Genomic DNA, 20,734 nt, shown 5'->3' on the forward strand with positions numbered 1-20,734 from the left:
ACACTGCACACGTATCCGGGAGAGCGAACATGATTCTTCCTGTCAGGCCCAGCAGCGGCAGTTCTGAGAAACTGTCCGAGAGCATCAGGAAAATGGCCGCGCTGCACGGCGCGCCGTGGATGTTCGAGTATGCGTTCTATCACCGTGACCGACTCGCGCTTGATTTCGAATGGGCGGTCGGGAATTTCTCAGCGAATGCCAGCGTGCTCGAGATCGGCGGTTATCCCTTCTTCCTGACGCATGCTCTCCGTGCTCAGGGATACGAATTGGAATGCATCGACAAGCTCATTCCGGAAGCCAGAAGGCTCGCTGATGCAGCATCCATTCCTGTCACGTCATGTGATATCGAGCTTGAGCCTTTGCCGTACGCTGATGATACGTTTGATGAAGTGCTGCTGAATGAAGTGTTCGAGCATTTGAGAATCAACCCGATCTCAACGACCGAGGAAATCCACAGGGTGCTGAAACCAGGCGGGAGAGTCTGGATTTCCACGCCGAATCTTGGCTCGCTGAAGGGGATAGCGAACCTCGTGTTCAGGAACGAAGCGTGGGCTGTGGTGGGCGAAGGGGTCTATGCCCAGTATCAGGGGCTGCGGGAAAACGGCGTCATGGGGCACGTGCGCGAATACACCTCGTCCGAGTTGCGAGATTTTCTCAAGCATGTTGGCTTCGAGGTGGAGGAGATTGTGTACAGAGGCGGATACTCGAACGTTGTTGCAGAACAAGGCGCCCGTCTATTTCCTCGTCTCCGTCCCTATTTTTCGTGTATCGCGCGCAAGCCGAACGGGCGCTAGCGAAGGAAACCAGAAAGAACGTCACGCGCTTTGTCGAGTGCTTTTTCAATCGCGATGCGAGCGTTCAGTTTGCGCAGGACGGCGTCCGTGAACTCCATCATCCGGACCTTTCTCGCGAATTCGTGTCTCAATGCGAAGCGGTCGCTTGCCTCAAGCGTCGCGGCGAGTTGTACCAGATAGCTTCCAGCCCATGCCGAGGTCTGTCTTTCCTCGATGTCCTTGGCCGCACGACGCGACAGCGACTCGACAAGCGAAGGGGTTTCATGCGCCCTCTTGAGGGCCAGCGCGGCCTGTTCGATGTCCGGCTCGGCCCAGCTGGCCGAACTTCCGGCAAAGGATCTTCTGTACTGCCACGTGACGTGCAATGGTTCGACGAGTCGATAGGCGATGGGTATCGAATTCAGTTCGGACATGTAGGCCATGTTTCCCGAGTACCCGGTTGCAATCACGAGCTTGCCCAGTGACATGGCTTCCATCGGGCCCAGTCCCAGCCCCTCCGCGCGGTGTAGCGAGAGATATACGTCGCAAGCACTGTAAAGAGAAAGTACATCGGCATAGCTCATGGTCTCGGCCATTACCATGATGCGCGGATCTTCACTGATCGCCATCAACAGTGCATTCGCTCGCGCGTTCGTTGATGACTGACCGCTCGCATTGTTGGTCTTGATGACCAGCCTTACATCGGCATCATGGGGAAACGCGCGACGAAAAGCGTCTACCACTGCTTCGGGGTTTTTCCGCGAATGATCGCTGCGCAGGTCGAAGCTGGTGCAACAGACGAATGCGGAGGCGGGAATGCCTCGTGCGGCGCGTACGGCAGTCCTGTCCCGATCGGGTCGATTCGGCAGCAGCGGATGTTCGGCGTGGAAGGTGGGTACCTCAGGAACGGCGGTCTCGACGGCGTGGCGTACGAAAGGGCTGCTCACTAGAATCGCGTCAAACAACGCCAATGATGGATGCCATGCACGGGGAATGATCGGGAGCTCCCAGAAAATCAGCCCCACGTTCCTGAACCGGGCATCCAGGAGTGATGGAAGCTTGTTGAGCCATAGCGAGGGCAGCGCGATCAGCGAAACGATAATGAGGTTGTGGTTGTACGGGAGCTCGTTCGTCGATGTGCAGAGCTGCACCCCTTCAATCGGCTCGCGCTCGGTGTTGCCGTCGTAGTCTACGTCAATCGCCGCAACGCCATACCCTTGGTTGCGAAGCACGCTGATGAACAGCCGTGCAGTATTCCCCAGCCCGGAGGACGTACTGAGGTGTCCGATGACATTGAAGCCCGCTCTTGTCCCGTCGGCAGGATGCGCCCTCCCGCCTTGTGTCCTTTCGTACATCTTGCGTGCTTTCCTTCCTCATCGAGTCGTCCGTTGCTGTTGTTTCTTGGTTCCCAACCCGGAAGTGCAACTTTACGGTGAGCGCAATGATATCCGGAACGGTCTGCAGCTGTGACGTCGCCAGGCATCGCCAGTCGAATTCGGGCCTGATCACACCAGTGCATCCGAATTTCACGAAGATATTCCGCGAACGTGAAGAAGCGCGTTAAGGCGGGGGCCGATCGCTTCCAGTTTCCGCAAGAATCGCACCCGGGGCGAATTGAATACGTTGAGAAGGGTCCCTCCACATTCGCACACGTGTGCAGCAAGATACTTCTCACAGAGAATCGCATTGGCTTTGCCCTGCAGTTCGCGCAAGTCCCAATCATGTTCGTCGGCCAGTCCTCTCCAGTGCGTCTTGTTATCGGGGGAAAGCCAGTGCTCGATGTGTCTGGCCAAATTACAGCTGACCAAGTCCGAGAACCGAAGACGCCCGTCTTCCTGCAAGTAGAAGTTGTTCAGCGAACAGTCAGGTGTAAGTGCAGAAATGCGATCAAGCAGGCATCGATTCATGCCAAAAAGATAGGTTGCAACCCACTCGTCACTTGTGAGCCCCGAAATCGAAAACGGCAGACCAAGACTAAAGGTCTCCCCTACCATGACCGGTTCATCCCTGATCGCCATGGCAGCCCGAAAGCTCCGTCGAAATGCAGTCCTCGAAATCGGCCCGAACTTGTTGTGGTGGCAAAAGGTGTCGTTGGCGAAGACAACGAAGTCGCTGTCCTCAAGGATCCCCGCGCGCCGGCAATACGCCAGGCCAGTCTCCCATCCGGAGAACTCCCGACAAGCGTTATCGCCAGGAATCAGCACCGCATCGGAGATCTCTCTTGGCTGGAGTTCCGGGCCGTTGTGCACGATCACCAGGGAGCGCGTTCCCGGAAACCCTTCGAGATAGGCGCGAAATCGGCTCACGGCATCGTCGAAGTACGACGGGTAGTACGTCAGCAAGATTCCGGTGATGTGAGCGGCCATATGTCCGTTCTCCAGCGCAATCTCAGTAACCTGCACCGCCAAGAACATCGCTTCTCTGCGATGCCGGAACTCCTGGGCCCCTTCAGCAGGCCGCGCGTGTCGTTCGCCCTTCGCTTGCTGGCAACTTGCTCGGGCCATTCAGTATGCGGCGTTATGCGCTTGCCCGATCGACGCCAAATACTACCCGGCATGAAAGTTCGCGGCAAATGAATCCACGTCCGTGCGCGGTTACCCCACTGACTGTCGGTCCCATTGAAACGTAGTCGGCCACGCCCTGCGCTACTGTTTGCGGGCGACAGTGGAGGAAAAGCCAAAAAAATATCGGGCGGCCTCGGCCGCCAGCAGGGGATCGAATGAGGTGCGGTGTAGCCAGTCGTCTTGCGGCGCGCAATTTGATGGCGAAATGGATTGCGTTCCGGGGCATTGAAGGTTAGACAGTCCCCCATGTTCGACTCACGCATGGTTGTGCTCTCGGGAGGTGGCCGGTTGCGGAGTATAGTGAGCCACGGAAGTGAGGCTTTCCGCGTTTCGGCTACCTGAAACGGTGTCGACAGGGATCGCTGGCAAGGTGCAGCTGGTTGTGGCGTAGTTCATGGTTGTGCCACGCCTGCAAGCGCGCTGACGAGCGCGCCTGGCTCACGTCCGATCCTCTCGCGGCGGGGGGCTTGTGCCAGTGCTTGCGCCGAAATGTCGGGTGGTCTGCACATGTCTAAGTATCCGGGGCTTTGTTCCTCTGGTTTGCATGCGCGCTGATTGCTGATATTTTGTGCGCGCCTGATGGGGTCGACTATGAATATGCCGCTGGAAGTGGAAATCGAGGATTGTTCGTGCCCGCTGGGTTGTGGGCGAAATGATCAGGTTGTCTTGGACCACGTCACGGATCGCCTGCATGGTCTGCCGGGCGAGTATCGTATCGTACGCTGTCGCAACTGCGGACTCATGCGGACAAATCCACGCCCGACTGCTGCAACGATCGCCTACTACTACCCATCCAACTACGCGCCACATCGCAACGATGCGCACCGGGCAAGTGTGGCAGGACGTGTCGAGCCCTACTGGAAGCGGGTGCTGACAGATTTGATCGACGAGCGCGATACGTTGATGCCGGACGTGAAGCGAGGAAGGGCGCTTGAATTCGGGTGCGCATCCGGAGGGTTCCTGGCCAGGCTTCGCGACAGCGGTTGGCTGGCAGACGGCATCGAGCCAAATCATGATGCTGCAGCGAGAGCGCGCGCAGCAGGTTTTGCGGTCCATGTGGGGCAGATCGAAGACGCGCCGGTGCCGGGCGTCCGCTATGACCTGGTGGTGGGCTGGATGGTCATGGAACATCTGCATCACCCCATTGACGCACTCAGAAAGTTGCATGAATGGAGCAATCCGGATGCCTTGTTGGCGATCTCCGTACCTGATTGCGGTACTTGGGAGTTTTCGCTGTTCAAGGACAAGTGGTTTGGTCTGCAAGTGCCAACCCATCTCTTTCATTTCACTCGCGCGAGCTTGACTGAAGTACTTCGAAGGGGAGGGTGGGAGGTGGAGAGGATCTTCAGCCAGCGTGTCGTATATCCGGTCAGGGAAAGCGTTAATTACGTCCTGAGGGATTCGCGCGAAATTGGCGCTCTTTCACGAACCGGACTGCGTCTCGTGAGTCGTGCGTTGGTCAATGGGTGGGTCGGAAGGCCGCTGGGCGTAATTCTAGCGGCTGCCAAGCAGACTGGGTGCATGACCGTCCTGGCGCGGAGGATTTCAGTTGCCTCGCCGAACTAGGTCGAGCACACCTTTGGCGATTTTCAACATGCGTGGGACGTTGATTGAGATGGCGAGTTCCAAAATCGCATTTCTGCTTGACATGTTTCATGAGAGTTGAAGATGCAGTTGATTGACGTTTCGGGTTTCTCCCGGTGATGGCTCATTTGATCGGTTTCGCATGTCGATGAGGAAAATATACCTCGACTACCTTCGCGTTCTCGCAATCATTGCAGTGGTGACGATTCACGTCACGGCTCCGTATTATTCAAAGGGATATGGTCGTGGTGAAAGTGTTTGGTGGGTGGCTAATTTTCTCAATGCGTTGTCGAGGTTCTCTGTTCCCGTTTTTGTCATGATTTCAGGTGCGCTTTTGCTCGGGAAAAGAGTGGGTGTTCTGGATTTTTACAGAAAATCATCGCTGAGAATAATCCCCCCGTTGATTTTCTGGAATCTCATCTTCGTCGTTTTCAATGCCGTGATTGAAGGTGGGGTGCCGGGTGCTGTCTGGCAATTGAAGGCTGGGGTCTTTATCGATGGATACGCCGCCAAGCACCTGTGGTATCTATCGATGTTCAGTTGTTTGATTTTTTTTGCTCCATTTGTCAATCAATACATAAATGGTGATGCTCCGGGCGAAAGAGGGTTGTTGGTGCTGCTGGCCGCATTTTTTATTTTCTTTGTTGTCGAGTGGATGGCCTCCATTGTTAAAGATCTTGTGGATGTTTCCATTTCATGGTTCAAGTATTTTCCGCTCTATATGGCATACTTTATTGGTGGTTATTTCCTTGATCGGCATCATCATCGACTTCCCTTGAGTGTTGTTGGTGCGTGTGTTCTTCTGTTTATATTGAGTGTCGTAGGGATCTTCGGAAACTACTACTATGGACTGGTGTCCGGTTCATTCAGAGATTACTTCGTGCTCAGCAATACAGGACCTCTATTGTTCCTGATTTCGTTCTTGATTTTTTTGATCTTTAGGCGAAGTGTCTTCTTCATGAACGAGCGGGTCTGGTTGTTAAAGTTGTCCGAGGCTTCGTTTGGTGTTTACTTGATTCACCCAATTTTCATCTATCTTGTAGGTCGAGCTTTGTCGCCCATGGCGGATCTTCCGCTTGCCAGAATCATCATTTCGATCCCCTTGGTGACGCTTCTTTCATTTCTGGCCGTTGGCATGCTTCGTAGATTGAGCTTCATGCGCCGGGTCTCCTAGAGACGATAGTGAATGGCGAACGACTTGAACTGGGCGGTTCTTGATTTTCCTGATTTATGAAAAATGATTTGGTATAGGGTTTTTTGATTGTTTCGGGGGCGTTGGAATGAAGTCGGTAGCCGTCGTTTTCAGAGCGTACGATGCGGAAGCACCTTACGTGAGATCTTTTATTGATCACTACATGAAAATTGGATGTGGCGAATTTCATGTGGTGGTGCCTGATGGGAACCCGTCTGCGCTGCTGGAAGTTCAGCTCCAAGGTTATACGAACGTGCGATTGCACCGTGATCACGGATATTCACGGTTGTATGGGTGCCAGACCGCAGCGCTTCGGCATGTTGAGTCGGAATATACTCTTTCAGTGGATGTGGACGAGTTTCTTGATGTCGATACGGTGAGCAGTCTGCCTGATTGCGACTTCCTCGAATTGCCATGGGTTATCGCACCCTTCAATCCGTGCAGAACTGGAGAAGGCGTGTTCGGGTTTGTCGATGGGCAGATCAAGTATATGGTCAGGACAGAACGCTGCGAGTCCTTGGAGGATCATGGTTGCGTCATCAAGGGAGGATTCTCGAGTGAACGTAGTCCGTATCCACTGCTGCATTACGTTTACCGATCGTATTCGGATCTTTTCCTGAAGTGCACGCTCGGAAGCTATCATAGTTACCAACGAACGATTCGGTCGCAGCTCATTGACGGTGTGGACGATGTCCGGAAACTGCCGTTGAAAATCAAGATGGCGGCAATCTATCAGAGGCTTTCTCTCGCGGGGGGGCGACGCTTTCCGAACTTCTGTGCTGTGGACGCGGAGGTCGAATCTTCGCTGGTGTCCAGTTCGGGCAGTGTCGATAGCTACGTGCTGCTGGAAGAGGCTTTCTTTCAATATCAAAGTCGTATTGATCTGGTAGCGCTCCTGAAGCAGGTAAGAGGCCACCCGAAGTTTCGAGAGTACGGGCGCTTGCCCCACTTTGTGCTTGCGGAGATTGCCGACAGAACCTTGTGCGAACCGTTTCGAGGAGAGGACTGGTTGGGGCGCAGGCGGTCTGGTATGGCTGAGCGAATGCGCGCGCTGTTCGCATAGGGATAGGTGTTGGGGAGTATCTTTCGGGGTAATGCTCTGACGCCCGGATTGTGGGCCTGAATTTTGTGGGGTGGTGCTACGTGAGGTACTGTCGTTTCTTCTGTTCGGTGGATGGTCTTGCAAGCTCCGGTGTTCGGAGGCGGATGGATGCGTAGGCCAGTCTGGGTGTATTGGGAGAATTTCAAGAGTCGTCCCGAACCGGCGTACATCACGCTCTGCCGGTTGTCCATGCTGCATCATTGGCGAGATGAGTGTGTCGTCTTCGTTACGCCGGAGAATCTGGAGTATTACCTTCCCGGCATGACGCGGCGGGTGTCGCGCATCGAGGCGGACATCGAAGGACGCCGGGACCGGATTCTTCGTGCATTCATCAAGCAAAGGAAGTCGCTGGCGGTGAGGGCCGACGTGATCAGGGCGAACCTGCTGCGGACTTTTGGTGGAATCTATGTCGATGCGAGCAGTGTTGCGCTGGGAACGCTGGGGCGCTACTTCGATGTGCTGGAGCGGAGCGACAAGAGTTTCCTGATTTCGCAACGCGAGACGCACGGACGCTCCGATTATCCCGTGGGCTTTTACGGGTGCCGAACGGGCTCCGACATTATCGAGGAATACGTTTCGCAGATTGATGCACTTCTCGCACACTCGTGCGAGTTCGATTACAACGGCCTCGGCACCATTCTGCTTTCGCCTATTGTCAGGTCGAAGATTGATCAGGCGTACGTCATTCCGGAGGCGGAGATCATGCCCGTCACTTATGAGCGTGCGGACTCGATGTATACCGGACCGGCAGATACGCTGTCGCTTGGAGATGGTGCCTCGATGGCCGTTTTCAAACTGTTCAATTCGCCATTCAGTGGCCCGCTGGCTCGGCTCACGGTCGAGCAGCTTTACCAGGCGGACATGTTCATTGGCGAGTTGTTCCGGACGGCGATTCCTGAAAGCGTCTTTCAGTCCTATTTGTCGCGCCGCGGGGCGGTGGGTTGAGTGCTGCTGCGGCAGGGTAAACGTTCACGAGAGAGGCTCGCATGTTGCGCGTACCGCAAGCGTGGGTTCTGGGGGTTACCGGTACCGTGCTTTGCCTGCTCATCTACGGTGGATGGCGATTGCTTGGCCCGGGTAGTGAATCGCGCGCGGACAGGCGTCTCGACTACAAAACGGTTGATGGCCAGGCGCTGACGTTGCATATGTTCGAAGCGCACGCCTCGGGGCCGAACGATCGGGTTCCCGCAGTCCTGTTTTTCCATGGCGGGGCCTGGCAATTTGGGGACCCCAGGCAGTTCTTTGATCAGTGCCGGTTTCTCGCCGATCGAGGGGTCACCTGCTTCAGTGTGCAGTACAGGATTGCCTCGGTGCATGGCACGGATGCGCGCGCTGCCGTGCAGGATGCGCGATCGGCGTTGCAGTATGTTCGCGAGCATGCGGATGCGCTGAAGATCGACGCTGATCGCATTGTGGCCGGCGGTGGGTCGTCGGGCGGACATCTTGCGGCCGCGCTTGGGGTCGGCCTTCCATTGCCCGTTGCTGCCGAAGGGGCAGGGATGCGGGACAGGCCCGCCGCACTTGTTCTCTATAATCCGATGCTGGACCTTGCGCCGGGCATGCCGGATCACGATCTGGTGTCCGCGTTCTGGTATGAAGTGTCTCCACTGCAACATGTCGATGCGCGAACGCCGCCAACGCTGATCCTGTCGGGTACCGAAGATCGCGAGGTCTCGGTCGAGACGGTGCGGCGCTTCTGTTCCGCGGTTCGGGTGGGCGGTGCCCGGTGCGAGCTGGCACTATACGCCGGGGCCCAGCACGGATTCTTCAATCCCGGCGTCGACCGGGGGAGATACTATGACGCTACCAACCAGCGGGTGGTCCGGTTTCTGCAGGAACTTGGCTACCCGGTCAGCGCGCCGATCGGCGACTGAGGCGGCGATGAAGATGCTTCTCGTGGAGTAGTGATGCACACAGGTGGCGCCCGTACCGTGTCGGTCATGACCGCAGTGCTGGCATTGGCAGGCTTGACGACGTTTGCGGCGCTGCATCCGTTCGGCGTGCCCGTAGCGGTGCTCATCTGCTGCGCGATGCTGTCCGCCATGGCGGTCCATAGACATGCCTGGCTCGTCGTCGTGCCCGGATTGCTTCCGGTGGTCGACCTTGCGCCGTGGACGGGCGCAATTCACGTCAATGAGAGTGACGCGTTGATATTGTGCGCTGTCCTGTGGCTGTCGCTGCGCAGGATGTTTCACCTGTCGAGAGCTCACCGGGCGTCGACACGGTTTCGGCTGGACGCGGTCGGCTGGCTCGTCGTGCTGCTGATGCTGGGCAGCTATCTGGTGTCGACCGATTGGTCGCGGCTGTCCGATGTGTTTTCGGATCCGTCCCTGCTCGCGGGCTATGCGACACCATTGAACGGGCCCCGATTGGCGAAGGGATTTCTGTGGGCGCTTCTGTTGCTGCCATTTCTTGCCAGGGCATTCAATCGAGACCCGCACGGCGCGCGGCGCGCCCTCGCCGGCGGGCTGCTGTTGAGCTTGACGCTGGTTGCACTCGGCGCCGTGTATGAACGCGCCGCATTCGTGGATCTGAGCAATTTCTCAGCGGACTATCGTACGACTGCGTTTTTCTGGGAGGTCAATGTCGGTGGCGCCACCCTTGACGGTTGGCTGGCGTTGACGGTGCCGTTTGCGGTCTGGCTCGCACTTCGGGCCAGGGCACCCGTGCGTGCCGCTGCCTGCGTCGCACTTCTATGTTTGGCGGGATACGTGGTGTTTACCACGTTCTCACGTGGGCTGTATCTGGGCATCGCGCTCGGGTGCGGTTTGCTGGTGGTTTCGATGACATGGAGGGCAATCGGCACTGCGCGCTGGCATGAAGTCTTTCTGCGCATGTCACTTCTGGCGCTGGGCGGCATCGTGCTGTGCATTCTGCTGGTCGCAGTATTTTCGACCGGCGGCTATCGAGGCTTGCTTGCTACCATGGGTGTGATCGGCCTCGTCTATCTGGTGGGGCCGGTTGCGACGATGCTTCCCAGGCCGGGCTGGATGGTGGCGGTGCTCACCGCGATCGCCGCTACGGTCGTCAGTGTTGCGGCGATGTACTGGATCCCGAAGGGCATCTATCTGGCGTATGCAGTGGGCTTCATCGCCGTACTCGTCCTGCTGCACGGGCGCTTGAATACAGGATCGTTCGATCCTGCAGTGCTGGCGGTCGGCGCCGTGATCTGGACCGCTGCGAATGCTGCCCTGGTGACCCTGTTCTGGTCCGAGGGGCGTGGATTGACTGCAGGCGTGCTGGGTTCGGTCGTCGTACTGTCGCCATTGCTTCCAGTCAGTGCAAGGCCTGAACTGTGTTGGCGCCCGTCGGTGGGGATGACCGTACGCCTGGTGTTCGGACTGGGAATTCTGCTGGCTGTCGTTCTGGTGACGGGCACCTATTACGCCAGCGAGCGGGTGGGTTCTGCCGCGAAGGATCTTCAAGACCGCGAGGCGCATTGGGCGATGGGGGCCTCATTGCCGGTCGGCGAGGTCGAGAGATGGCTGGGTGTCGGCACTGGGCAATACGCAGAGCGCTATTTCTGGTCCGCCCGACAGGGCACGTTACCCGGCAACCACCGTATCGTGATCGATGACGGCGCGCGGTACTTGAGACTGGGAGGGCCCACCCACGTCCTCGGTTTTGGCGAATTGTACCGGGTGTCGCAACGCGTACGGCCCGGACTGGTGGCGCCTTTTACCGTATCGATGCGCGCGCGGTCAGTTGCCGGTGGGCACCTCCATGTCGAACTGTGCCGAAAGCATCTCCTCTATGACGGGGGCTGCAGCGTTGCGGAGGTGAGCGTGCCGGCAGGCGCGGAATGGAACGAGCTGACGCTGATGTTGCCCGCCGGGGGCTTGGGCGATGCCGGCGTGTTGCCGCGGATGACGATGTTCTCTCTGGCAAACGCGGATTCGCACGCACTGGACGTCGATGATGTCAGTGTGATCGATGCGCAGGGTCGTTCCCTGCTGCGAAATGGCGACTTTTCGGCGGGGAGTGACTTCTGGTTCTTCAGCAGCGACCGTCATCACTTGCCGTGGCACGCAAAGAACTTGTGGTTGCACTATTTCATCGAGCAGGGGATTCTTGGCTTGGCAGCGTTCTCGGTGATGTTTGTGCTGGCTTTGTACAGGGTGACCCTGGGGGGGGCAAGGCGCGACGAAATTGCCTTGCCGCTTGCTGCGGGGCTGATCGCATTTGGCGTGGTGGGCCTGTTCGACAGCCTCGTCGACGCGCCTCGGCTGTCCGTGTTGCTGTTCCTGCTCCTGTTTCTGGCACTCGGTCTGCGACACCGCCCGGCGACTGGGAATGAAGCCGGAGCGAAACCGAGTGGTGATCTCGCTGGCCGCTGACGTGTTCAGTCCCGGCTGCGATATTCGCGCAAGTGCTCACGCAGCTGCATCAGGTCGGCTTCGAGCGTGGTACGGGTCAGCCGCACGCCGAAGCGCGCCTTTGCGTGTGCGTCCGTACACGGTTGATCCAACATGGTCGCGAGCATCAATTCACCCAGCGTGCTTCTGTAATGTGCCGGCTCCCAGAACCATTGCAGCATGTTCTCGCGATTGCCGGCAGAAGGCGGCGATTCGGTCGTATAGGCGTCAACCGTATTGAAGTCCCACAAATCGACGTCTTCCTGTGCCGCCATCGCTGTCAACATGGTCTTCCACGTCTCGAACACCGGCCAATTGCCGCTCGCTTCGATATTGGCAAGGTAGTCGGCATGGTAGGGGTTGATGAATAGCGTGACCTTGATGTCGCGCTGCCGGCTCCACGCGATGAGTGTCCGCAATGCGGTGAAGCCCGAGCCCGGCGAGCCGTCATCCGCTTCGACAACATACGCCTGTTGCAGACCTCGACGTAATTCTCTGTTCTTCTGTGCGAACAGGACGTGCTGTCCTTCGGTACGGATGATATCCAGGTAGTCGCGCGCCGGATTGAATCCGGACGGCGTGCGAGTCGATGCATTTTTGTTGCGCTGGGCTGCTACGGTGTAGATCGAGTCGCCCAGCGCAGACAGGGAAAACAGGGCGGTGAGGCGGTCCTTGGTTCTCTGCAGCCAGTAAGCCGCGTCCGCCGGCATGAGTCCGGGAATCCGCAGCCGGCTTTCATCGGCCGTGCGCGGAGGAAGGGGGGCTGACTCGGGTTTGCCCGCCGACTTGCGCCTGATGAAGTCCAGGAAGTCGACGCCCTGAAGAATGCGCTTCGTCCGATCGCCACTGGCGTGCATCGCGTACAGTGACTGGGTCCGGATACTTGCGCCTGGAATGCCCGCATTGAATACCGGTTGAAGTCGGGCCGGCCAGCAGTCACTTTCGGGGTCGAGACCGAGCTCGGGACGGGAGTTTCCGCCAATCACTGCGGCGGCGTGCATACGATCGGAAAAGTAGGGCTTTACGACCCGCGTGCGTTCGGCCGAAGCCGGTTTGAGCTGGTTGAGTCCGTCGACTGCCGGTGAGCCGAAAATGCCATAAGGGTCGATCAGTAGATTGACGGCACCGACGACTGCGCCCGATGCGACGGTCGCCAGCAGCAGGTTTCGCAAGTACGCAGAGTAGGCTGGCATGGCGGCTGTCAGTTCAGAACTGGAAATACAGGAACTCGGATACACGCGTCATGGCCATCACGGCAGCCGCGGCAAGGATGCCGGTTGCAGCGGCCCAGGTCGATGTCGCGCGCCACTTCAGGCGGGCAAGCGCTCCCGGCATCGGGAGCTCGTCGGCAGGACTGCAATGGTGCGAATTCAGAGTTGGTTCGGCGGTCTGCATGATCTGCTGCGTGTTCGGCATGAAGAGTGCGACGGGCATCAGCGCGACGATCCAGATCCAGGTTTGTAGAAACTCACTCCCGCCGCCGAGAAAGGTGCTGACGCCCAGGCCGGAGAGTACGGACCACATTTCGCCCAAGCGTGCCGCAATTGCGTTCGGAAGGGCAACTCCGTTGAATCCGGCCATGCCCGCAAGAATCCGGAGCGCCGCCTCGATATCGGGGGCGCGAAAGAACACCCAGCCAACGACCACGGCGAGAAACGTGAGTGACCAGCCGGCAAAGCGGGCGGGCATCGTTCCTCCAAGCGCGTTCGAGACGCGTGCCTTATTCAACAAGATGCGCCACAGATGGTTCAAGGTCAGGTAGATGCCGTGCAGTCCACCCCAGATCACGAAGGTCCACCCGGCGCCGTGCCAAAGCCCCCCCAGCAGCATGGTGATCAGCAGATTGCGGTAACGCATAAAGGTAGAGCCCCGGTTTCCACCGAGCGCGATGTAGAGGTAGTCGCGCAGGAACTGGGACAAGGTCATGTGCCAGCGACGCCAGAACTCGATGATGCTCGTTGCCCGGTAGGGCGAGTGGAAATTGAGCGGGAGCCGGGTGCCGAAGATGCGGGCGGCGCCGATGGCCATGTCCGAGTAACCGGAGAAGTCGAAGTAGAGTTGCAGGGTATAGGCCAGTGTTCCGCCCCAGGCCACGAACAGGCTGAGCGGCTCTCCGCGGGCCGCTGCGTCGAACATGGGCGACGCATACTGGGCGACGCCATCGGCGAGCACCGTCTTCTTGAACAGGCCGATGACAAAGATCGTGAGGCCGATGGCGAAGTCGCCGGTGTTCGGACGCATCGCGGTCTCGCGCATGAACTGGGGCAACATGTCGCGATGATGCACGATCGGACCCGCGATCAATTGTGGGAAGAAGGTGACGAAGAGTGCGTAGTGGGAGAAGCTGTATTCCTTCGTGATGCCCTGGCGCGCGTCCACCAGATAGGCGATCTGCTGGAAGGTAAAGAATGAGATGGCGAGCGGGAGTACGATCTGACCAAGATGAAAGTCAGTCGATGCCAGCGCATTGAAGGTATTGACGGCGAAGTTGGCGTACTTGAAGTACCCGATCAATGCCAGATTGAGGCCAATGCCACCGAGTAGCCAAAGGGTGCCAGTGATACCTTTGCGAGCGGGGTGTCGGCTCAGTCTGCGACCGATCGCGTAATTGACGAGCATCGACGCGATCAGCAGCATCAGGTAGGCGGGATTCCACCAACCGTAGAAGAACAGGGAGGCAACCACGAGCCAGCCGATCGCACTTTCCCGTCCCCGTCGGGCGAAGACGAAATACAGCAGCACGGTGATCGGGAGAAAGGCGAAGAGAAACTCGTAGGAGTTGAATAGCATGTGCCTCTTACCGGTGCCGTGAATATGTAGTCATCGTCCGATCAGGTCACTGATGCGCCCTTGCGGGAGCGCTGCCGTGACCGCAAGGGCGCGCCTTGATCGAATCGCGCTAAACGAGCACCTCTGCCACGTGTGGGTGCCCAAGGAAGGATTGCGGACTGGCGCTCGCGCCGTAGGCGCCCGACTGATAGATCGCCACGAGGTCGCCGGGCTGCGCAGTCGGCAGCGTCATGCGGTCGGCGAGCAGGTCAAGCGGGGTGCACAGCGGTCCGACCACCGACACCGACTCGACATCGAGCTGCCCCATCCGGTTGGCAATGGCGACCGGGTAGTTCTTGCGGATGACCTGGCCAAAATTGCCCGAGGCAGACAGGTGGTGATGCAGCCCCCCGTCGACCACGAGATAGGTATGACCGCGCGACACCTTCTTGTCGGTGACGCGGCACACGTAGAGCCCTGCCTCGCCGACCAGGTAGCGGCCAAGTTCGATGACCACCTCGGCATGTGGTAGCTGGTCCCGGGCGGCGGCAACGATGGCGGCGAGATTTGCACCGATCGGCTCGAGGTCGAGGTGGCTTTCGCCGGGAAAGTACGGAATGCCGAAACCGCCGCCGAGATTGAGGAAGCGGACCGGCGAGGGGGCATGTTCAGCAAGCTTCAGAGCGAGTGAAAAGCTCTTTTGCTGCGCATCGACGATCGCATCCGCACGCAGGTTCTGCGATCCGGCGAAGATGTGAAAGCCTTCGAAGGCGAGCCCTGTAGTGCCGATAAGGCGAAGCAACTCGGGAACCTGTTCGGCGTCCACACCGAACTGCTTGGGGCCACCGCCCATCTTCATGCCCGACGACTTGAGCTCGAAGTCAGGATTGACGCGTACGGCGACGCGCGCTGGCAGTCCGAGCGCGTCCGATACACGCGCCAGCACGGGAATTTCACGGTACGACTCGACGTTGATCAGAATGCCGGCCGCAACCGCCTGACGCAGTTCGGTATCCGTCTTTCCGGGGCCGGCAAAGCTTACCTCGTGCGGATTTGCGCCGGCATCGAGCGCAACCTGCAGTTCTCCGGCCGAGGCCACGTCGATACCGTCGACCAGGCCTGCCATATGGCACACCAGCGCCGGCATGGGATTGGCCTTCATTGCGTAATGCAGCTTGAGCTCCGCCGGCAGCGCGGCGCGCAACATGGCGACGCGTTCGCTCAGCAGTCCGCGGTCGTACAGGTAGAACGGCGTGCGGCCCACCCTTGCGGCAATGCGCGTCAGCGGCACACCGGCGACGAGCAACTCGCCGTCGGCGGTACTGAACTGGTTCATCTGGGCATGACTGGGGGGTGTGCGGAGGGGCGTATTCATGGTCAAGGTGTCATCCTGAGGGTTGAATCTGCACGGTCGCGCATCCAGAACTCCATCATCATCAGAATCCACACCATTTCGCCGTAGTAGCCCGGATGTGCCGGCAGGTGGGTGTCGAGTACTTCCCTGATGAATGCCGGACGGACGATGCCGCGCGTGGCGAAACTGTCGAGGGCGTCGCGGGCAAGTGCCTTGAGGCCGGCGTGCCGGGTTGCCCAGATCCCGAACGGAAGGCCGAAGCCGTGCTTCTTCTTGGTCAGGATGGCATCGGGAAGGAAGCCGCGTAGCGATTCCTTGAAAAACCAACGCAACGTCAGGTTCTTGAGTTTCCACGCCGGCGGCAGTGTGGTCGAAAACGCCAGCAGTTCGTCCGATAGCAGTGGGAAACCCACGTCGACGCCGGCGAGCTGGGTGGTGCCGATGACCTTGGGCAGGTCGTTGTCGGCAAGCGTGTATTTCCAGTCGTAGGCCAGCATGCGATTGACCAGGCTGGTGGTGTTTGCCGCCTGCCAGGTGGCGCGCTGATCGATCAAGGGTTGATCGACATTGACCTGCTCGATAAAGGCTGGCTCGAACAGTGTCTCCATCCCCAGGCGCAGGAGCATGTTGTACATCTGCATGCGATCGGGCATCGGCACACGTGCCTGCTCGACGTAACTCACGCCTTTCTTGATCAGCGGGATACGGTCCATGCCCGGCAGTGCCAGCGCGGGCTGCAGGAGTGCCGTTCGCAGCAGTCCGGGAACATTCTCGTACCAGCCGAATACGCGCTGCTTGGCGTACCGCGTATTGCCGCCGAACAGTTCGTCGCCGCCATCACCGGCCAGCAGCTTGTCGATGCCATCGTCGCGTGCGCGGCTGGCGCAGATCCATGCCGGTACGGCGGAAGAGTTGCCGAAGGGCTGGTCATAGTGCGTCGCGACGGTCGGGATACCCTTCAGCAGGTCGTCGGGCGTGACGTAGTATTCATGGTGTTCCGCGCCGAAATGCTTTGCTGCGATGCGCGCGTATTCCATTTCGTCGTAGCCGCTGGCGTCGAACCCGATCGAATAGCATTTCGCCGGACGCCCCTGAACCTTGCACAGCATCCCGGTAACCGTCGAGCTGTCCGTTCCGCCCGACAGAAAGCAGCCAGCCTGATGCCCCGCCGCCTCGCGGCTGACGGCGTCCTCGATGATCTGCATGAATCGGGCTTTGCTGTCGGCAAGATCAGGCGACGCGGTGTCGTCGAAGGTGGGCTGCCACCAAGGCGTGCATTCGAGAACGCCTTTGCCCCACTTCAGCACGTGTCCGGCCGGCAGTCTGCGCACGCCTTCGAAGATCGTCCGCGGTGCGGGGATGGCGTGAAAGTACAGGTAGTCGAAGATGGCCTGCGCGGCGATCGTGCGTGATTGCCCCGGCACGCCGTCGGCGCGGTCGGAGAATCCCAGCGTGCCGTTTTTTTCCGTGTAGCAGATCGGCCATGAACCGAAACGGTCCGTCGCCAGCCAGGCTTCACGGCTGGTGGGGTGGATGATGGCGACCGCAAAGCGTCCGTGGGCAGCTTCGGGTGCATGTCGCCCCTTGGTACGGAAAGCCTCCAACCAGGCCGCCGCGATGCCGGATTGCGCCGCGGTGCGTGCCAGTACTGGATCGGGAAAGCGTGGTTCGCCGATGGCGAGGCACAAGGCATCGGGTGCTTCGAATATTTCGACCGGTGCATGGGCCGCAAGGAAGCCATGCGGAAAGCGCACGGCAACGGCATCGGTGGGCGGCACAGGCTCGCGAGAGGGGGTGTTGGCGGCAATCTGGCCGGAAAACCGAATTTGCAAGACTATCTCCGGGGGCGTAACACGTGCGTTGCGCGGCGTGCGCGCAAGGCACAATGGTCGGTGAAGCCGGCTGACATAACAAGCACGGACTTCAAGATTGGTCGGTGTATCGCGTTAATGAACGTGCAGGTGGCCACAGGCATACTTTCATCGGACACCCATGCCCGATGGCTTGAGGCAGAGCCGGAGCAAGCGTTACGACCACGATCACCGGCCGTCGTCCGCGAACTCGGACGACAACTGCTTGCGGTCGATCTTCCCATTCGGGTTGCGGGGCAGTGCGCCTTCGCGGATCTCGATGTGGGAGGGAACCATGTAGGTCGGCATGCGATTCCTGCACTCGACCAGCAGCGCATTGACGTCGATGCGCCCCCCGACAGGGGGCGTGGCGATCACGACGATGGCCTGGCCAAGGGTGTCATGCGGTACGCCGAACGCCGCACATTCGCCGACCAGGCGGGTTGCATAGAGAATCTCTTCGACCTCGGTCGGGCTCACCCGGTAGCCTGAGGTTTTCATCATCTCGTCGCGGCGGCCGATGAAATAGAGGAAGCCGTCCTCGTCGCGGCGAACGTTGTCGCCCGAAAAGACTGCCAGTTCCGGAATGACGATGCCGGCCTCGCGTCCACCCGCGCCAGCGGGCAGTGGCTTGTAGCGTTCGGCCGTCTTTTCCGGATCATTCCAGTAACCCATGCCGACCAGCGCGCCACGCTGCACGAGCTCGCCGGGTTCATTGGCCGCACATTCGGTACCGTCCTCGCGCAGCACGAGGACCTCGGCATTGGGAATGGCCTTGCCGATCGAATCGGGGCGCCGGTCGACTTCTTCAGGCGGAAGATAGGTTGCGCGAAAGGCCTCGGTCAGCCCGTACATCAGGAAGGGTTTTGTCTTCGGCAGCATCGAACGCAGCTTGCCAAGCGTATCCTGTGGCATGCGCCCGCCGGTATTGGCAATGTAGCGCAAGTGGTTCGTGATGGATTCCGGCCAGTTCAGCTGTGACAGCTGTATCCAGAGCGGCGGTACGGCAGTCAGGCCGGTTACGCGCTCCTTTTCCAGCGCCTTGAGCACGTCGCGCGGCATCAGGTAGTTGAGCAGCACGACACGGGCACCCGCGTGAAAGGCGGTGGTCAGCTGGGAGAAGCCCGCGTCGAATGACAGCGGCAGGGCGGCAAGCAGCACATCGTCCGCATTGTTTTCCAGGTACTGCGCAACGCTCTTCGCCCCCGTCACCATGTTGCGGTGGGAGAGCACGACGCCTTTGGGACGTCCCGTGCTGCCTGAGGTGTACAGGATGGCTGCCATGTCAGTGTCGATGATCCGGTGCACGGTGGCAAGCGGCGAACGGAGAACATCGCTCCAGCGATACACGGTGGTGCCTGCCAGCGTCGGCAGCTCCGCCGGGGTGCCGGTCAGGATGATGTGGCGAAGGTCATGGCATTCGGACAGCGTGTCCTTGATGGCGACAAAGCGCTCCGGACTGGTGACCAGCACGCGCACGTTGCAGTCCCTGAGGATGTAGGCGACCTGCTCGGCCTTGAGTACGGGGTTGACCGGGACGAAGACGCCGCCGGCGGCACTGGTGCCGAAGGTCGCCACGACCGTTTCGAAGCGTTTGTCGAGGTAGAGCGCGACGCGTTCGGCGCGTGCAAGGCCGAGCGCGATCAGGCCGCAGCCAAAGGCCTCGATCTGCGCAGACAGGTTTTCATAGTCGAGCGAGTCAGCCGCGTGGGTCAGCGCGCATGCCCTGGGCGCGCGAGCAGCGGCGTCGAATACAAGCTGATGCAGAAGGTGGGTTGCGTTCATTTCCGGAGTGCCGTCATGTGCTGTCTGGATATTCGGTCGAGTCTAGCGTAAAGCCGTCCGACGTTTTGCGACAAATTTCCGTTGTCGGCGGCGAAGCCACTTGATCGTCATGGGGCTGATCAGGGTGTGTCGTCCACTGTGGTCGTGGCCTTGAGGGCCACATCGCCGCCCTGGAAGGCGCCGGGTACCCATGATTGCGGAGGTTTGATCGTCACGGTGCCGCGCGGAAGTGCGAACTCGGCCGTTGGCGTCAGCAACTGCCTAAGAGGGCCGTCCACCGCGGCAACATGTCTTCTGAAGAGCGAGTCGGCGCCAAGCGTCAGGTCCAGTGTAGCTGGGTCGAGCGCGCCCGGCAGCAATGCCTGGTTCCCCGTGTGTGTACCCGGAAGTGCCAACGTGAATACGCCCAGGCCGACCGTCAGATTATTGATCGCGAGCACCTCGAGATCCTGCGGTAGCTTGTCCTCCCACACACGCGCGAACCATGCCGGTCGCCACCCCTCGTTGATGAAAGTATTGTGGGAGATGAGCAGTTGATTGTCCTTCCAGTGGCCGCCTTCCGCGCCGTAGGCGAGTACCACCCGGTTGGCCGAGGTCCGGCTCTGGCCGATGACGTTCCCGACCACGATTGCGGTGCCGCCGTTGGGGAACTCGAGTTCGTAGGATGATTCGCCGCCCTCGCCATCGAGAATGAGGTTGTAGCGAATCTCGCTGGTGTGCGCACGCGACTTGATCAGATGGCCCTGAAAGCCCTGATGCAGGCGGCTGCCTTCGAGCGTGAAATGCCTGATCGTGCCCACATACAGCAGATGTGGCAGGCGCGCCGCATCGTGGGGCGCGTGGCGAAATTCGCTGTCGCGAATCCGCAACTCCGCATTTTCGTCGTTACCGGTCAGGATCGCGTTCTGGTTGTCGTCGAACACGCAATCATTGACTTCGAGGGATCCGCGCTCGAAACGGATGCCCGCGCCATTGCCGTCGGGAACACGTGCGCCACGGAATTCGACGTTGTCGACGCTGAACTGGCCATCGCGAAAAACCCAGATCGCCTTGTCCTCGGCGCTTGCACCGCTGGCCAGCAGCACCGGGCGTATGCCCAGCCCCCGGATTTCAAGCTTCTTTTGCGTCCACACCGCGACATCGTTTTCGTAGTTGCCCGATTTGATCAGTACGATGTCGCCGTCCCTGGCAAGTCGGGCGGCCTCGGCGATACGGGTGACCGACTCGCCGATTCCTACCGTGATGACTTCGGCGTGAAGCTCGCTGACGGGAAGGCAGGAAACGAGTGCCAGCATCGTGCAGGTGGGGATCACCCCGCTGCGGCCGAGGCGCCTGCCTGTAACCCGTGCTTGCATTGCGCCAGATGGCGTCGGACAGCAAAGTTGCGAGTATCTGGCAGGACCGAA

General features: G+C 59.5%; 15 protein-coding genes. 7 read left to right on the forward strand and 8 right to left on the reverse strand.

The window, feature by feature from the left end; translation table 11 throughout:
• Window positions 1-29: 29 nt before the first annotated feature.
• The gene (locus tag J5J83_RS20875) at window positions 30-794 is read left to right on the forward strand and encodes a class I SAM-dependent methyltransferase (RefSeq protein WP_212351943.1); all 765 of its coding nucleotides are present in this window, start codon (window positions 30-32) and stop codon (window positions 792-794) included.
• On the opposite strand, the gene J5J83_RS20880 is transcribed toward J5J83_RS20875, so the two are convergent.
• Both J5J83_RS20880 and J5J83_RS20885 read right to left on the reverse strand, forming a co-directional pair.
• Entirely contained in the window at window positions 791-2,128 is a 1,338-nt protein-coding gene (locus tag J5J83_RS20880; protein WP_212351945.1) for a glycosyltransferase, read from the reverse strand. The two genes, J5J83_RS20875 and J5J83_RS20880, sit on opposite strands and share 4 nt — an antisense overlap.
• A 171-nt stretch (window positions 2,129-2,299) precedes the next feature.
• On the reverse strand, window positions 2,300-3,277 hold the full coding sequence (locus J5J83_RS20885) for a hypothetical protein (protein ID WP_212351947.1): 978 nt from the start codon (window positions 3,275-3,277) through the stop codon (window positions 2,300-2,302).
• A 651-nt stretch (window positions 3,278-3,928) separates the two neighbouring features.
• Here J5J83_RS20885 and J5J83_RS20890 point away from each other — a divergent pair.
• From J5J83_RS20890 to J5J83_RS20915, 6 genes are all read left to right on the forward strand, one after another.
• Window positions 3,929-4,903, forward strand: a complete 975-nt coding sequence (locus J5J83_RS20890) for a class I SAM-dependent methyltransferase (RefSeq protein WP_212351949.1) — start codon at window positions 3,929-3,931, stop codon at window positions 4,901-4,903.
• A 112-nt stretch (window positions 4,904-5,015) separates the two neighbouring features.
• Complete coding sequence (locus J5J83_RS20895) at window positions 5,016-6,095, forward strand: acyltransferase family protein (protein WP_212351951.1); 1,080 nt, start codon at window positions 5,016-5,018, stop codon at window positions 6,093-6,095.
• Between the two features lie 106 nt (window positions 6,096-6,201).
• Window positions 6,202-7,176 (forward strand): glycosyltransferase family 2 protein, encoded by a 975-nt coding sequence (locus J5J83_RS20900; RefSeq protein ID WP_212351953.1) that lies wholly within the window; start codon window positions 6,202-6,204, stop codon window positions 7,174-7,176.
• A 117-nt stretch (window positions 7,177-7,293) separates the two neighbouring features.
• Complete coding sequence (locus J5J83_RS20905; RefSeq protein WP_212351955.1) at window positions 7,294-8,160, forward strand: capsular polysaccharide synthesis protein; 867 nt, start codon at window positions 7,294-7,296, stop codon at window positions 8,158-8,160.
• Between the two features lie 41 nt (window positions 8,161-8,201).
• Complete coding sequence (locus tag J5J83_RS20910; RefSeq protein WP_212351958.1) at window positions 8,202-9,089, forward strand: alpha/beta hydrolase; 888 nt, start codon at window positions 8,202-8,204, stop codon at window positions 9,087-9,089.
• A gap of 33 nt (window positions 9,090-9,122) precedes the next feature.
• A complete protein-coding gene (locus tag J5J83_RS20915; RefSeq protein ID WP_212351960.1) occupies window positions 9,123-11,552 on the forward strand; it encodes a hypothetical protein in 2,430 nt (809 codons plus the stop codon).
• A 5-nt stretch (window positions 11,553-11,557) separates the two neighbouring features.
• Here the strand turns inward: J5J83_RS20915 and J5J83_RS20920 are convergent, their stop codons facing one another.
• From J5J83_RS20920 to J5J83_RS20945, 6 genes are all read right to left on the reverse strand, one after another.
• Entirely contained in the window at window positions 11,558-12,763 is a 1,206-nt protein-coding gene (locus J5J83_RS20920; protein WP_212351963.1) for a hypothetical protein, read from the reverse strand.
• A 13-nt stretch (window positions 12,764-12,776) separates the two neighbouring features.
• The gene (locus J5J83_RS20925) at window positions 12,777-14,360 is read right to left on the reverse strand and encodes an MBOAT family protein (protein WP_212351965.1); all 1,584 of its coding nucleotides are present in this window, start codon (window positions 14,358-14,360) and stop codon (window positions 12,777-12,779) included.
• Between the two features lie 109 nt (window positions 14,361-14,469).
• Entirely contained in the window at window positions 14,470-15,714 is a 1,245-nt protein-coding gene (locus J5J83_RS20930) for a pyridoxal-dependent decarboxylase, exosortase A system-associated (protein WP_212351967.1), read from the reverse strand.
• 2 nt (window positions 15,715-15,716) lie between these two features.
• Window positions 15,717-17,525, reverse strand: coding sequence for an asparagine synthase C-terminal domain-containing protein (locus tag J5J83_RS20935; RefSeq protein ID WP_212351969.1), 1,809 nt, complete (start codon window positions 17,523-17,525; stop codon window positions 15,717-15,719).
• A gap of 207 nt (window positions 17,526-17,732) precedes the next feature.
• Window positions 17,733-19,328 (reverse strand): acyl-CoA ligase (AMP-forming), exosortase A system-associated, encoded by a 1,596-nt coding sequence (locus J5J83_RS20940; protein ID WP_212351971.1) that lies wholly within the window; start codon window positions 19,326-19,328, stop codon window positions 17,733-17,735.
• 119 nt (window positions 19,329-19,447) lie between these two features.
• Window positions 19,448-20,623 (reverse strand): hypothetical protein, encoded by a 1,176-nt coding sequence (locus J5J83_RS20945; protein WP_212351973.1) that lies wholly within the window; start codon window positions 20,621-20,623, stop codon window positions 19,448-19,450.
• Window positions 20,624-20,734 lie beyond the last annotated feature (111 nt).

Origin of the sequence: Azoarcus sp. L1K30, assembly GCF_018122735.1 — a bacterium.
In the GTDB taxonomy this organism is placed as follows: Bacteria; Pseudomonadota; Gammaproteobacteria; order Burkholderiales; family Rhodocyclaceae; genus Parazoarcus.